The 14679-nt window shown below is 35.9% G+C and carries 17 protein-coding genes and 1 pseudogene; 12 read left to right on the forward strand and 6 right to left on the reverse strand.

The genetic code is table 11. The annotated features are described in order from the left end of the window. The first annotated feature begins 183 nt into the window (after positions 1-183). Positions 184-1377, forward strand: coding sequence for an acetate kinase (gene ackA / locus ACUN28_RS05885; protein WP_016085963.1), 1194 nt, complete (start codon positions 184-186; stop codon positions 1375-1377). Between the two features lie 28 nt (positions 1378-1405). On the opposite strand, the gene ACUN28_RS05890 is transcribed toward ackA, so the two are convergent. After that, positions 1406-1840 (reverse strand): NUDIX hydrolase, encoded by a 435-nt coding sequence (locus ACUN28_RS05890; protein WP_016136843.1) that lies wholly within the window; start codon positions 1838-1840, stop codon positions 1406-1408. Positions 1841-2018: 178 nt separating this feature from the next. On the opposite strand from ACUN28_RS05890, the gene ACUN28_RS05895 reads away from it, so the two are divergent. Then, on the forward strand, positions 2019-2852 hold the full coding sequence (locus ACUN28_RS05895; RefSeq protein ID WP_016085965.1) for an EcsC family protein: 834 nt from the start codon (positions 2019-2021) through the stop codon (positions 2850-2852). A gap of 31 nt (positions 2853-2883) precedes the next feature. Here ACUN28_RS05895 and ACUN28_RS05900 read toward each other — a convergent pair whose 3' ends face one another. Further along, positions 2884-3546: a YitT family protein gene (locus ACUN28_RS05900; RefSeq protein ID WP_016085966.1), complete on the reverse strand. Its 663-nt coding sequence runs from the start codon at positions 3544-3546 to the stop codon at positions 2884-2886. A gap of 854 nt (positions 3547-4400) precedes the next feature. Between ACUN28_RS05900 and ACUN28_RS05905 the strand changes: the two are divergent. Continuing rightward, a pseudogene (locus ACUN28_RS05905) lies at positions 4401-4595 on the forward strand (hypothetical protein). 28 nt (positions 4596-4623) lie between these two features. On the opposite strand, the gene ACUN28_RS05910 reads toward ACUN28_RS05905, so the two are convergent. Next, positions 4624-4941, reverse strand: coding sequence for a hypothetical protein (locus ACUN28_RS05910; protein WP_016085969.1), 318 nt, complete (start codon positions 4939-4941; stop codon positions 4624-4626). 166 nt (positions 4942-5107) lie between these two features. On the opposite strand from ACUN28_RS05910, the gene ACUN28_RS05915 reads away from it, so the two are divergent. Next, positions 5108-6313, forward strand: a complete 1206-nt coding sequence (locus tag ACUN28_RS05915) for an argininosuccinate synthase (protein ID WP_000412328.1) — start codon at positions 5108-5110, stop codon at positions 6311-6313. Continuing rightward, positions 6310-7701, forward strand: a complete 1392-nt coding sequence (argH, locus tag ACUN28_RS05920; protein ID WP_016085971.1) for an argininosuccinate lyase — start codon at positions 6310-6312, stop codon at positions 7699-7701. Before ACUN28_RS05915 ends, argH begins: the two co-directional genes overlap by 4 nt. Positions 7702-7755: 54 nt before the next feature. Here argH and ACUN28_RS05925 read toward each other — a convergent pair whose 3' ends face one another. Together ACUN28_RS05925 and ACUN28_RS05930 are read right to left on the reverse strand one after the other, a co-directional pair. Continuing rightward, on the reverse strand, positions 7756-8322 hold the full coding sequence (locus ACUN28_RS05925; RefSeq protein WP_016085972.1) for a DinB family protein: 567 nt from the start codon (positions 8320-8322) through the stop codon (positions 7756-7758). Positions 8323-8423: 101 nt separating this feature from the next. Further along, positions 8424-8603: a hypothetical protein gene (locus ACUN28_RS05930; protein ID WP_000502807.1), complete on the reverse strand. Its 180-nt coding sequence runs from the start codon at positions 8601-8603 to the stop codon at positions 8424-8426. 95 nt (positions 8604-8698) lie between these two features. On the opposite strand from ACUN28_RS05930, the gene ACUN28_RS05935 reads away from it, so the two are divergent. Then, on the forward strand, positions 8699-9394 hold the full coding sequence (locus ACUN28_RS05935) for a hypothetical protein (RefSeq protein WP_016085973.1): 696 nt from the start codon (positions 8699-8701) through the stop codon (positions 9392-9394). Between the two features lie 82 nt (positions 9395-9476). Next, positions 9477-10148 carry a hypothetical protein gene (locus ACUN28_RS05940; protein ID WP_016085974.1) on the forward strand — a complete coding sequence of 224 codons (672 nt, stop codon included), beginning with the start codon at positions 9477-9479 and terminating at the stop codon, positions 10146-10148. Between the two features lie 56 nt (positions 10149-10204). Here ACUN28_RS05940 and ACUN28_RS05945 read toward each other — a convergent pair whose 3' ends face one another. Further along, the gene (locus ACUN28_RS05945; RefSeq protein WP_001066672.1) at positions 10205-10663 is read right to left on the reverse strand and encodes a universal stress protein; all 459 of its coding nucleotides are present in this window, start codon (positions 10661-10663) and stop codon (positions 10205-10207) included. A gap of 147 nt (positions 10664-10810) precedes the next feature. Between ACUN28_RS05945 and ACUN28_RS05950 the strand changes: the two genes are divergently transcribed. The 5 genes from ACUN28_RS05950 (at position 10811) to ACUN28_RS05970 (ending at position 14678) form a co-directional block, all read left to right on the forward strand. Next, positions 10811-11602, forward strand: coding sequence for an SDR family oxidoreductase (locus ACUN28_RS05950; RefSeq protein WP_033660193.1), 792 nt, complete (start codon positions 10811-10813; stop codon positions 11600-11602). A gap of 213 nt (positions 11603-11815) precedes the next feature. Next, the gene (ald, locus tag ACUN28_RS05955; protein WP_001219390.1) at positions 11816-12949 is read left to right on the forward strand and encodes an alanine dehydrogenase; all 1134 of its coding nucleotides are present in this window, start codon (positions 11816-11818) and stop codon (positions 12947-12949) included. A gap of 141 nt (positions 12950-13090) precedes the next feature. Further along, positions 13091-13516 (forward strand): hypothetical protein, encoded by a 426-nt coding sequence (locus ACUN28_RS05960; protein WP_016085976.1) that lies wholly within the window; start codon positions 13091-13093, stop codon positions 13514-13516. Positions 13517-13560: 44 nt separating this feature from the next. After that, positions 13561-13893, forward strand: a complete 333-nt coding sequence (locus ACUN28_RS05965; RefSeq protein WP_016085977.1) for a cupin domain-containing protein — start codon at positions 13561-13563, stop codon at positions 13891-13893. Continuing rightward, the gene (locus ACUN28_RS05970) at positions 13890-14678 is read left to right on the forward strand and encodes a GNAT family N-acetyltransferase (RefSeq protein WP_016085978.1); all 789 of its coding nucleotides are present in this window, start codon (positions 13890-13892) and stop codon (positions 14676-14678) included. Before ACUN28_RS05965 ends, ACUN28_RS05970 begins: the two co-directional genes overlap by 4 nt. Position 14679 lies beyond the last annotated feature (1 nt).

Genomic DNA, 14679 nt, shown 5'->3' on the forward strand with positions numbered 1-14679 from the left:
TTTTCTTGGTGTTATAATTTTTTCACTTGAAATATATGTCGGACGATGTTTAAATTAAAATCGTGAGTATAAAATTTGCTAATGATGAAACGTTTTCATATGTAGTAAATTTAATTAGATAAAATCGAGCGGTTTGTGGAAACATCCACACAACTACCAAGAGAAAAAGGGGCGAAAGACTAGATGTCAAAAATCATCGCGATTAACGCAGGAAGCTCTTCCTTAAAATTCCAATTATTTGAAATGCCAAGTGAAACAGTATTAACAAAAGGTTTAGTAGAACGTATCGGTTTAGAAGATAGTATCTTCACTATTACTGTAGATGGCGAAAAACAAAAAGAAATTACAAACATTCCAGATCACGCAGTAGCAGTTAATATGCTTCTTAAAAAATTAACTGAAAACGGAATCGTTAAATCTCTAGAGGAGATTGGCGGTATCGGTCACCGTGTTGTTCACGGCGGCGAAAAATTTGCTGACTCTGTTTTAATTACTGATGAAGTATTAGCTGATATCGAAGAATTAAGCGATTTAGCACCACTTCATAACCCAGCAAACGTTGTTGGTATTAAAGCATTCCAAGAAGTATTACCAAACGTACCAGCAGTAGCAGTATTCGATACAGCATTCCACCAAACAATGCCGGAATCTGCATTCCTATACAGCTTACCATATGAGTACTATGAAAAATTCGGCATCCGTAAATACGGTTTCCACGGAACTTCTCATAAATACGTAACTGAGCGTGCGGCTGAACTATTAGGTCGTCCACTTGAAAGCTTAAGCTTACTTTCTTGTCACTTAGGTAACGGTGCAAGTATCGCAGCAGTAGAAGGCGGTAAATCTATCGATACTTCTATGGGCTTCACTCCACTTGCTGGTGTAACAATGGGTACACGTTCTGGTAACCTTGACCCTGCGTTAATTCCATACATCATGGAAAAAACAGGCCAAACAGTAGAAGAAGTAGTTAACGTATTAAACAAGAAGAGTGGTATGTTAGGTCTTACTGGTTACTCTAGTGACCTACGTGACATCATTGCGAAAGAAGAAGAAGGCGATCACCGTGCGAAAGTAGCACTTGATGTATTCGTAAGCCGTATCCACAAATACATCGGTTCTTACACTGCTCGTATGAAAGGTGTAGACGCAATCATCTTCACAGCTGGTGTAGGTGAAAACAGTGCAATTATTCGTGAGCGCGTATTAGAAGGCCTTGAGTACATGGGCGTATACTTCGACGTAAAACGTAATAACGTATTTGGTGAAGAAGCATTCATCAGCTTCCCACACTCTCCAGTAAAAATTATCGTAATTCCAACTGACGAAGAAGTTATGATCGCTCGTGACGTACTACGTCTTGGAGATATTGGTTAATATACTATATGAAAAGAAAGACGAGATCCTATAGGATCTCGTCTTTCTTTTGTTGGAGATATTTCAAAATTCCATCTGGATATAGTGCTTTCTCTTTTTGAATGAATGCTGTCACGGGAATCCATCTCGCATACAATACTGTTTGCTCATCTTGTATATTCATTTTTTCCATTTCATATAGTGATGTGTCTAATAAGCGCAAAGAGTATAGTTGAATGATTTCATGACCAATTTCTTTACCTAGATGAAAGATGTTTTCTAAACAACCTAAATAATTGATAATTTCCACTTCTGTATGAAGCTCTTCTTTACATTCACGAATAACGGTATCTGCTGATTTCTCACCAAGTTCAATTGAGCCGCCAAGAGGTCGGTAATACGTTTCATCGCCTGTATGATATTCTTGTACGAGAAGGCGACCGTGATGTGTGGCAAGACCGAATGCTTTGGCACGTGGATACATATAGAATCACTCCTTATTTATTTTGTATAAAGATGATTATAATGTAGCTAAGTAGAAATTGATAACATGTATTCGGATAGATTGTTTCGAATACTAATGTAAATAAAAAGCATGCGATGTACAAGCATATTTGCAAATATGTTACAATAGAAAAAAATCGAACGAGGTGGTTGTTACGATGCGATCGAAGCGAGAACAAGCCATTTTAGACAATATAAAAGAATGGGAATCGCAATTATTTGAGCAAGAAGCGACTGATTTTCAAAAAATGTTTGATAAATGGGTACATACTACAATTGCGAAATTGCCTGAGAAAAAACGAAAAGATTTCTTTACGAAAGCAGATGGATGGCTCTTTCATTTGCATGCATTAATTCAAAGTTCACAATCACAGTTAGATGCGCGTAATCGTATTTTAGGAACGTCGAGATTATTTGATGAATCGATTGAGCAACTAGAGGATTTGAAAGCATTATCTATTGATCAATTAACATACATAGCAGAGCAGCAAACAGCACGCCATCGTCTATATTCATTCGTGCAAGGCGGAGCAACCGGTGCCGGAGGTTTATTATTATTAACGGCTGATTTTCCGGTTATGATTGCGTTAAATGTGAAGGCTGTCCAACTTATTGCGACATCATTTGGGCATGATGTGAACAAGCCTTATGAAATGATGCTTGCATTAAAGGTATTTCATGCGTCATTACTACCAGGAAGACTTCAGCAATACGCATGGTACAATTTATTGCAAGAGCTAGAGCAAGAAGATTCATTCTTCTATGAAGGAGATGAAGCGGTGTTACAACCAGCTTCTACTGAGGTTATATTAAAACAAATTTTGAAAACATTTTCGATTTATGCTCTTCGTCGTAAATTATTCCAAGGTATTCCAGTAATTGGAATGGCGATTGGATCTACAGTGAATTATCGTTTAACAAGAAACGTTACTGAATTTGCCAATAGATTTTATCAAGTGCGCCATATAGTCGAGAAAGAAAAAAGAGCATAAAAAAAGCGAGAGGCCGAGGCCTTTCGCTTTTTTAATTTGTTGCATGTTTTTTTGGCATTGAAACAGATACTGGTTGCTTTTCTGCTGTTTTTTCTGTTTTTGGATAATAAATTAAATCCAATGTTTTTGCCTGTACGGCAATCGAAAGAATAGTGAAAGCAATTTCTGTCCAATTTAAATAATATAATGAAAGCGCAAGAACAATCGCGTCAAAGACGAAGAAAATTTGCCCAATTGTAAAGCGAGTTCGTTTACTTAATACAATTGTTAAAATATCGTCTCCACCGGTTGCACCGCCAAATCGCAATATAAAACCGAGTCCAATACCAGCTAATGCACCGCCAACTACTGCAGCTACAAATAAATTATTTGATAAATCTACCGTAAATGGAGAATAATTTTCCATAAGAGAATAAAATACTCCGAATGAGATTGAACCTAAGAATGAATAGCCAACCATTTTTCTACCTAAAAATGAAGCACACAGTAGAATAATTGGGATATCCATAATTACAGTTGAAATAGATGGTGAAATATCATAAAAATTTTGGATGAATAGTGCAATACCTACAAAGCCACCTTCTGTTAAGTGGTTTTGAAAGTGAATGTGATATAGCGCTGCTGCTAAAATAAATGAACCGATTAAAACCATAAAAACTTCTTTAATAATTTGTCGACTTTGGATGTTCCTCATCGTTATTCCTTCTTTCCGTAGTTAGTAGTCCTTTTTGTGTTGTAAACTAACTACGAGCTCACATGTAGCTTTCAGTTAGTTTACGAAAAAACTAACTACGCTATATGTCGCTGAAGAAATAACGAATAATCCTCTCGTCCATCAATGCTCCCTACCTTCGTTTTAGTTTAAGTCTTAAAACGACTAAACAAAACGTGGAGTAGGATTCTTCATTTAGCAATCCTGCTCTTCTTTGTTTTGTTTAGCTAGTAACAATTAAGTCCTAAACAAAACGCTATGTGTAAGAAGAGTCTTTTTTTTGCCAAATTATCCTTCGGGCAATCATAATTTCCCCACTCTCGTATTTTTTTCGCTAGACTAAAGTATCTAAGCTGGAAAATACGCTACGTGTATGATTCGTCAATACGATGCCACATGCTCCTTCGAGCGATCATGATATCAAAATCCCTTCCTTCAAGATTTATATTATTATATCATACTTTCAAAAAATGTATGCGGATGGAAACCGACAATAAACGGAGGGAATCTACAAAAATTGTTATGTTTAAATATTTTTGTAGAAAAGCCTAAGTTATTTTGCAGAATTGGACAGTTTGTAACGGTTTGTCCAATAAGTAGGAAAAAATGTGTTTTATTCAGTTGTATCCTTTTCATTACTTTTATCTTTAAAAAACGCATCCCAGCTAATCACACTTAAAAAAGTTAAAGCGATAATAATGAAAGCGCGCATAAGCTTTAGACCTCCTTTTGTACATAGTATATGAATGATTCAATTCGGAATGTGTCATTTTTTTACAAGTCTTAACTATTATGAGAGTATATTAATATAGATAGATGAAAGGGATAATGAAGATATGCTAAAAGACATATTCAAAAGAAAAGAATTAACATGCGTTTCATGTCAAAAAAAGATTCAGTATGAAGAAGAGTTAGTTGCTTTTGTAAAGTTGCCGAAAGAAAGAAGTATATGAGTTGGCCCGTTTGATGTGTGTTTGGCGAAAACAGCACAAGAGATATATTGTAAATCGTGTTACGACAAAAAAGCATGACCCAAAGTAATTGAGGGGCATGCTTTTTTCATTGGTGTGCTTTTCCCTCAGATACATTTTGAGTGAGTCGATACCAAAGCCAAAGGTCATTAATGATGGAAGCGAGATCGGCAATTTCTGAATTAAGTTTGCAAGAAATTTCGAAGTCTTCTTCGTGATTTAAATGATGTTGTTTTGCATTTATATAGTGTTCCAGTTCTTTTATACGATCAGGGATTCTCCCGCGAACTTGCTCCCATTTTAATAAAATAGCATGCTGCATTTTTTCGGGGATACTTTCCCAGTCTTCTTGTAAATGCGGAATTTCAATTCCTAGATGTTCATCGTATAAGAAATACTTTTCCATAAGTTCACCCCCGTTTTCCTGCGTTTATTGTACATGAAAACAGAAAGAAGTTCGACGAAATTGTTTGAAAAAATTTGAAAATGACTCTTGATACATTTTGTAAAAGGTGTTAAAGTGTGTATTATTATAAAAGAAAATGAATATTTATTCTTTAGGGGGATGCAAAATGGAGAAGAAAAAAGTGGTATTAGCATATTCCGGAGGTCTTGATACTTCCGTTGCAATTAAATGGTTACAAGAGAAGAATTATGATATTATCGCGCTTTGTTTAGACTTAGGGGAAGGTAAAGACTTAGCATTCGTAAAAGAAAAGGCACTTTCAGTAGGTGCAATTAAATCATATATGATTGATGTTCAAGAGGAATTTGCAAATGAATATGCATTGATGGCGATGCAAGCACACACGTTATACGAAGGGAAATACCCTCTTGTTTCTGCATTATCTCGTCCACTTATCGCTAAGAAATTAGTAGAAATTGCAGAACAAGAAGGGGCGACTGCAGTTGCACATGGATGTACAGGGAAAGGGAATGATCAAGTTCGTTTTGAAGTTTCTATTCAAGCATTAAATCCTTACTTAGAAGTGATTGCGCCTGTACGTGAATGGAAATGGTCACGTGAAGAAGAAATTGCATATGCAAAAGAAAATAATGTACCAATTCCAATTAATTTAGATAGCCCATTTTCAATCGATCAAAATTTATGGGGACGCAGCAACGAATGTGGCATTTTAGAAGATCCATGGGCAGCACCGCCAGAAGATGCATATGAGATGACATTGGCATTAGAAGATACACCGAATAAACCAGAATTTGTAGAAATTGGCTTTGAAGCAGGCGTACCGACTACTTTAAATGGCACTGCATATCCACTTTCAGAATTAATTAAAACGTTAAATGCGCTTGCTGGAAAACATGGCGTTGGACGTATCGATCATGTAGAAAATCGTCTTGTTGGTATTAAATCGCGTGAAGTATACGAATGTCCAGCAGCAATGACATTAATTACGGCGCATAAGGAACTTGAAGATTTAACACTCGTAAAAGAAGTAGCGCATTTTAAACCGATGATTGAGCAGAAAATAACAGAACTGATTTATAACGGTTTATGGTTCTCACCTTTAAAACAAGCACTTCATGCATTCTTACAAGAAACGCAAAAGAATGTAACAGGTACAGTGCGTGTGAAATTATTTAAAGGTCATGCAATTGTAGAAGGTCGTAAATCTGAGTACTCTTTATACGATGAAAAACTAGCAACATATACTGCTCAGGACGAATTTAATCACGATGCAGCAGTTGGATTCATTTCATTATTCGGTTTACCGACGAAAGTATACAGCCAAGTGAATCAAAAGAAGGTGGAAGCGTGAGCAAACTTTGGGGCGGACGTTTTACCGAAGAAGCGGAAGCGTGGGTTGAGGAGTTTGGAGCATCCATCTCCTTCGATCAACAATTAGTAAATCAGGATATAAACGGGAGTATTGCACACGTAACGATGCTAGCAAAGCAAGGCATCGTTACGAAAGAAGAAGCAGAGAAAATCAAGGTAGGTCTTCAATATTTATTAGAAGAAGCGAAACAAAATAAATTGCATTTTTCGGTCGAAGCGGAAGACATTCATTTAAATATCGAAAAGATGTTAATTGAAAAAATCGGTGAAGTAGGAGGGAAACTTCACACTGGCCGAAGCCGTAATGATCAAGTAGCGACAGATATGCACTTATATTTAAAAGAAAAAGTAGAACATATTATTAAGGCTACAAAACAATTGCAAACGGTTCTTGTTCATCAAGCAGAAAATAACATTGAAACCATTATGCCTGGCTATACGCATTTGCAGCGTGCCCAGCCAATTTCATTTGCACATCATATTCTTGCTTACTTTTGGATGTTAGAGCGTGATGTGAATCGTTATGAAGATTCATTAAAGCGTATTAACATTTCGCCATTAGGAGCAGGAGCGTTAGCTGGAACAACATTCCCGATTGATCGAGAATATAGTGCGGAGCTTCTTGGATTTAATGGAATCTATGAAAATAGTTTAGATGCAGTAAGTGATCGTGATTTCATACTGGAGTTCCTAAGTAATTCATCTATGCTCATGATGCATTTATCACGCTTTTGTGAAGAACTTATTTTATGGAGTAGCCAAGAGTTTCAATTTATTGAAATGAGCGATCAATACGCAACGGGAAGCAGCATTATGCCGCAAAAGAAAAATCCAGATATGGCGGAACTTATTCGTGGTAAAACAGGCAGAGTATACGGTAATTTATTTAGTTTACTTACAGTCATGAAAGGACTACCACTCGCTTATAATAAAGATTTGCAAGAAGATAAAGAAGGAATGTTTGATACAGTAAAAACAGTAGAAGGCTGCCTTCATATTATGGCAGGCATGTTAGAAACGATGACTGTCAACAAAGAAAAAATGGGGCAAGCTGTAACCCAAGATTTTTCAAACGCAACCGAAATTGCTGATTACTTAGCAAGCAAAGGACTACCATTCCGTCAAGCTCATGAAATTGTTGGGAAGCTAGTTCTACATTGCACACAAAAAGGAATTTATTTAGTAGATGTACCACTTGAAACGTATAAAGAAATGAGTTCTTTATTTGAAGAAGATTTGTATGAAGTTCTTTCACCATATGCGGCTGTAAAGCGTCGTAATAGTGCTGGTGGGACTGGGTTTGAGCAAATCCAAAACGCTTTGGAGAAGGCGAAAGGATTTGTTGGAGAGTTTGTAGGAATTAAATGATGTATGAAAGAGAAGGTAAGGTGCTTTTTTAGAAAGCGCCTTACTTTTTTGTATTTAGATTTTTAGGGGGGGATCTATCATTTCATAATTATTTTTCATAATCATAAAATGATGTTTCTCATGTATCGCTAATAGTTGGATAGATTGAATCAGGTTAGGATAGTGAGCAATTGGATCTAAAAATACGATATGCCCGGCGATATTTTCTTCTATATTTTGAACAAGTTTTTTTATTTCATCTGTTTCACGGGAAAGTAATTCTTCTAATTCTTGTCCATTCATAGAATGATAGACCTTTTTTGAAGGGACTAAAATCCAAGGTGCTTTCATTCCTTTACCATGCTTTTCTTTATATTCGGCATAAATGTCGTGTATTTCAGTTTCAAATGGAGTATTTTTTCTTAGCTTTGCATAAGGGATAAGAGTGAGAGAGAATTTAATCGCTACTTTGAGCATCCTTGTAATTAAATATAAGTGATAAAAGTGTTCACCAGTAGACCATTTTTTGTCCTCTTTCCTATACCATAGTTGTTCTTGTGATAATGAATGGAGATGAGGAAGGAACTCGTTCCTTTGTACATGTAATGTGTGAAAATGTTTTGAGATATTTTCAGATTTCATAGTAGAGGATCCTCCATACTTGTTTTTTCCTAATTATAACATTTTTCGTGAGGAGGTAAGTAAGCCTAGAGCATTTTGCTCTAGGCTTAAAGTTTCATCGATTAATCATACTTATGTCGATCTTCCGTAATTCGAATATACTCAATATCCATCAAATCTCTAAGTAATGCACCATTACTTAGTTCCACGCCATGCTTATCTTTAAAATGAGTACGAATCGTATCTAGCATTTCAATTTCTTTCCCATTCACATCTAAAATAATGCGTTCGGAATCACCCATGCAGCATCCTCCTTTTTTAAACACATATATTTTGTCCATCTATTTCTAAAAAATGTATGTTAACCTAAAGTTAGAAAATAAGAAAGGAATGGAAAATGAGGCGTATTTATTTTATAGGGTTAATTTTGTACACGCTAATTGTATTACACGTTGCATTCCCAAATATCTTTTCATTTAAGGATGTAGAAACAGTACACGTTGGGATATTTATCTTTATTCTATTTGTAGTAGATTGCTGTATTTCAATATGGCTTTCGAAAAGAAAACATGTACAAGATAAAAAAGAAATCGAACGGAAAAAGAGAAAACGTTCATTTTGGATGATGACGTACTGTTTGTCTTTAGTACTTACTGCTGTTTTCTTTAGTGAGCATATTCCATTAGAAAGATTAAATATTGGATTTGGAGCGTTCGTATTTGCATACTATTTTTTCGTGCACTTTCTTCCTTATATGAAAGAAAAGCGAGGAGAAGAGGAAGATCCGTTTGTAGAAGAAGCGAGAGAACAAGAGCATAAGAGAATAGAAGAAGATATAAAGAAACTCGGAGAACAAAAATGGTATTTAAAATCTAAAGTCATATATGTTCTGTGCTTCATTACGCCGCCAATCGGTTATTTGTATGTGTTCTTGCTTCGTAAAAAAATGACAGAAGATGCAAAGCAAACGTATTTAACGATTGCGACGATTATGATGGCACTGTGGTCTTTGAAGTTCTTACCGCCATATGTGTTGGCAGTAGTTGTTGTAGTGATTGTTTGTTTTGTGTTTATAGTGAAGTATATGAAATAAGTTGTAGTTATATAGGCTACAGCTCTATAATTATAATTGTAATAATTTTATATAATGATTTATTGAAAAAAGGGGATGCGGTATGGGTTTAATAAAATCAGTAACTGGAGCAGTGTCTAAAGCTGCAGCTGAAGTATTGGGTGGTGCGATAGAAGCGGTAGGAGAAGTTACGAATAGTAATTTCATAAAAGATGTTGGAAAAGGCGTTAATAAAGCTACTGTGAAAACTGGGGAAATTGTTGGGAATCTTGCTGATGGTACATATGATGCTATAGGTGGGCTTATTACAGACGATAAACAGCAAGCGAAGCGAGGGTACGAAGAAATACTTGGAACGGTTCAAGATACGGCAACGACAATTGGAAAAGGTATTGTACATGTTTCAGAAAAGGGAGTTGAAACGGTGCAAGCGATACGAGAGGGAGATACTGATAAAGCGATAGAGGCAGGAAAAGAATTAGCAAAGGTTGCGGCTGTAGGTGTTTTCTCGGTTGGAGTTATAGATATAGTTGATGGTGTAGATGGAATTGCTGAGGGAGTAGGAAGTGATAGCATAGCACAAGCGGTACATCCAGATGCAACTGATGTAGAATATACGACGGAGGAAAATCCAAATGCTCATCATGTAACACCCCATGAAAGAGTTTTACCTGACGGGAGAACAATATGGGTAGATGGTGATGGCGATACGAGTGTAGATACACAAGGTGGCTGGCAACAACATAATCCGGATTACAGAATTCCTAAAGTATAAATGAAAATAGGGTAGATAAGAGAAAGCCTCTTATCTACCCTATTTATTTTTATGAATTAAAGATCACCTTGCTCCTCATCACCACGAACAACAAGGACATCGCATTTCGCATAGCGAATAATATGTTCAGAGACGCTACCAATTAGGAAACGCTCAACAGCATTTAAACCAGTTGCACCACACATAATTAAATCTACTTTATGGTTTGGAGCGATTTCTTTTGAAATTTTAGATTTAGGATTACCGAACTCTAATACAGTTTCAATTTTTTCAAGGCCAGCTTCAAGCGCAGTTTTTTTGTAGTCTTCTAATAAGTCTTCTGCAAATAGATTTGCACGTTCAGCAATTGCACGGCTATAAGCTTCTACTGCTGAGTATGCTTTTACATCAACGATATGAGCAATTGTTAATGTTGCATTGTTTCGTTTTGCGACTTGAATTGCTTTTTTAAAGGCTTTTTCTGCTTCTTTAGAACCATCCACCGCGATTAAAATATTTGTATATGTATTATTCATAGTAAATTCCTCCCAATCATTTTTATTACTGTTTACAACTTTATTATAAAACAAATTTTGGTAATGTGCTTGTCGGAAACGTTACAGAATTTTGAAAACTCTGTTTCAATTCATTTTAGTTGTAATTGGTGCGAGAACTTGTTACATATGAAGTATAGCAATTTAAAAGGAGGCAGTTTTGTGAGACATGCGCTCATTACAGCCGGTACGAAAGGTTTAGGAAAGCAAGTAACAGAAAAGTTATTGGCTAAAGGATATTCAGTAACAGTAACGTATCATAGCGACATCACGGCTATGGAAAAGATGAAAGAAACATATAAAAATATGGAAGAGCGTCTACAATTCGTGCAAGCGGATGTCACGAAAAAGGAAGATTTACATAAAATAGTAGAAGAAGCGATAAGCCGTTTTGGCAAAATTGACTTTTTAATTAATAATGCTGGTCCATATGTATTTGAACGAAAAAAGTTAGTCGATTATGAAGAAGACGAATGGAATGAAATGATTCAGGGTAATTTAACAGCGGTGTTTCATTTGTTGAAACTTGTCGTTCCAGTTATGAGAAAACAAAAATTTGGCCGTATTATTAATTACGGATTCCAAGGGGCAGATAGCGCACCGGGATGGATTTATCGTTCAGCATTTGCAGCAGCGAAAGTAGGACTTGTTTCATTAACGAAAACAGTTGCTTACGAAGAAGCAGAATATGGTATTACTGCAAACATGGTATGTCCTGGTGATATTATTGGTGAAATGAAAGAAGCGACAATTCAAGAAGCACGTCAGTTGAAAGAACGTAAGACACCAATTGGTAGATCCGGAACAGGTGAAGATATCGCAAGAACGATTTCGTTTTTATGTGAGGACGATTCCGATATGATTACCGGTACAATAATTGAAGTAACTGGTGCAGTAGATGTTATTCATAGACATCGATAGAGCGAAATAAAGTGAAGTTTCGAATAATAGGACAGTTTATCCATTGTGCTGAGAGGCGCGGATAATGCTGTCCTTTCATGTAAGATTAAATCTATCGGAAAACTTGTATTATTTTTTGTCAAATATTGAGATATTATGTTAAAATATAAGAGCGTAGAAAGCGCTTTAAAAAATGATTCAGGGGTCATTTCATAACTCAAGGGGGAACTAATAATGCGTATCGGTATTCCAACAGAAATTAAGAACAATGAAAACCGCGTGGCAATGACGCCAGCGGGAGCTGTACATTTAGTACAAAATGGTCATGAAGTTTTTGTTCAAAAAGGAGCAGGTATAGGATCAGGCTTTACAGATGAAGAATACGTACAAGCTGGTGCGAAACTTGTTGAAACTGCTGAAGAAGCATGGAATCAAGATATGGTTATGAAGGTAAAAGAGCCAGTTGCAAGTGAATACGGCTATTTCCGTGAAGGTTTAATTTTATTCACATACTTACACTTAGCTCCAGAACCAGAATTAACGAAAGCATTAATTGATAACAAAGTTGTATCAATTGCATACGAAACAGTACAATTAGACAATCGTTCTTTACCATTACTTGCACCTATGAGTGAAGTAGCTGGTCGTATGTCTGCACAAATCGGTGCACAATTCCTTGAGAAAAACAAAGGTGGTAAAGGCATTTTACTTGCAGGCGTTCCAGGGGTAAAACGCGGCAAAGTAACAATTATCGGCGGTGGTCAAGCTGGTACAAACGCAGCGAAGATTGCAGTAGGTTTAGGTGCAGATGTAACAATCATCGACTTAAGCGCAGAACGTCTTCGTCAACTAGATGACATTTTCGGTAACCAAGTAAAAACGTTAATGTCTAATCCATACAACATTGCAGAAGCTGTAAAAGAATCTGACCTTGTTATTGGAGCAGTATTAATTCCAGGTGCAAAAGCGCCAAAACTTGTAACAGAAGAAATGATTCAATCAATGGAACCAGGTTCTGTCGTTGTAGATATCGCGATTGACCAAGGTGGTATTTTCGAAACAACTGACCGTATTACAACTCACGACAACCCAACTTACGAAAAACATGGCGTTGTTCATTATGCAGTTGCTAATATGCCAGGAGCAGTTCCACGTACATCAACTCTTGCATTAACAAACGTAACAGTACCATATGCAGTACAAATTGCGAACAAAGGCTACAAAGATGCTTGCTTAGGCAACACTGCATTACTAAAAGGTATTAACACATTAGATGGCTATGTAACATTCGAAGCAGTTGCAGAAGCTCACGGCTTACAATACGCTGATGCGAAAGAGCTTCTTGAAAAAGCTCCTGCTTTATCATAATAGAGACAAATTCGAGACCTTCCTTTATGAGGAGGGTCTTTTTTTATAAGGTAATAAATTGTAAAAATTGTTGTGTATTACTGTTAATAAGTAGGGAATGTGATAATTTAGAATTATATAAAATTTGGGAGGGGGATTAGATTGGGAAGAAAAAGTAAGCGGAGGAAGCATAAAAAACAAAGAGGAGTAATAAGGAGTAAACATGAGTTAGTAGTTACGAAAAAGAGACCTAGGTCTAAATTTGAAAGTGGTTTAATAGATGCGGCGAATGTTATGTATTTTATTGTCATGTGTATTATTTTTATTAACTTAATTAAGTTACCAGTTTCAAATTTATCTTTACATGTATTTGTACTTATTATTTTTTTAATGGTAGCTATTTTAGTACATGTTTTAGTGTTTGGAACATTACTATCAACTAATAAGAATGGTGGAGAAAAAAGGCAAAAAAAGAAAAGAAATTCGTCTTATTATTCAAGCTCATCAAGTGGATTCGGTGATTACAGTAGCAACGATTGTAGCAGCTCAAGTGATGGTGGAGGAGATTGCGGAGGTGGTGGAGACTAAATTAGTTTTTCAAAAGAACGACTAATGAAAGGATGGGATGAAAGATGGAAACTGTGAATTTAATAGAATTAACGAAGGACATTCAAGATCAACATAAAAACTTCGTCGTTTCAAATGTAAATAGTCATTGCTTACGAATCGCTGTATTTACTGGTGAATATGATTGGCACTATCATTCTAACTCGGATGAATTATTTATTGTGTTAGAGGGAGAATTACTTATCGATTTTGAAGATGGAGAAACGGCGGTTTTAAAGCCAAATGATTCTATTTTAATTCCGGCATGTACGATTCATAGAACGAGAGCATTAAAGAGAACGGTAAATCTTTGTTTTGAAAATATAGAGGTTGATACGATCAAAGTGGAGCAATTATGAAAAAATTATCTGTAGCCGAGTATAGAAAAATCCTTCCGATTTTAGAAAGTCTTACAAGAACGACGACGTTTGCTTATGCGGTATGTGACCAAATGATAGATGGTGAGATTTTTGCCAACGAGAAGTTAACAGCAGGACTAGTTATTACAGCTAATGGTATTTATTATTTATTTGGTGATACTGATGATCACAATTATAACGAAGATTTATTTGCGTATATAAAAACGTCTATTGAAAAAACAGAGAAGAGATTTACACTCTTCGCTTCAAGTGACGAGTGGGAAATGATGTTAGAAGAGCGTTTTAGTAATGTACTTCGGAACATCCCGCGAATGAAATTTCAAAGCGTAACCTTTGAAGAGAGAAAACGAGATTGTAACAAAAATACATATGAAGTGAAGCGTATTGATAAAAGTGATATAGAACGAAGCAATGAATTTACAGAGGCGTATTATAAAGAATATTGGGGATCAAAAGAAACGTTTTTGAATGGTGGTTTTGGATTTTATATAGAACAAGATGGGATGATTGTAGCTGAATGTGTTTCGATATTTAATGGGAATGGGTTTGCTGAAATTGATATTGTGACGCATAAAGCATATCAAGGGAAAGGATTAGCCCAAGCTATTGCAACACGGTTCATTGAACATTGCATGCAAAATGATATTATACCGTGCTGGGATTGTTATGTAGACAATATTCCTTCGCAAAAATTAGCTAGTAAATTAAGTTTTCATAATCCAATAGAATATAGATTGTTTGTACGTAAGAGAACGGGGGAATAAA

The sequence above is a fragment of the Bacillus sp. WC2507 genome (genome assembly GCF_052656125.1).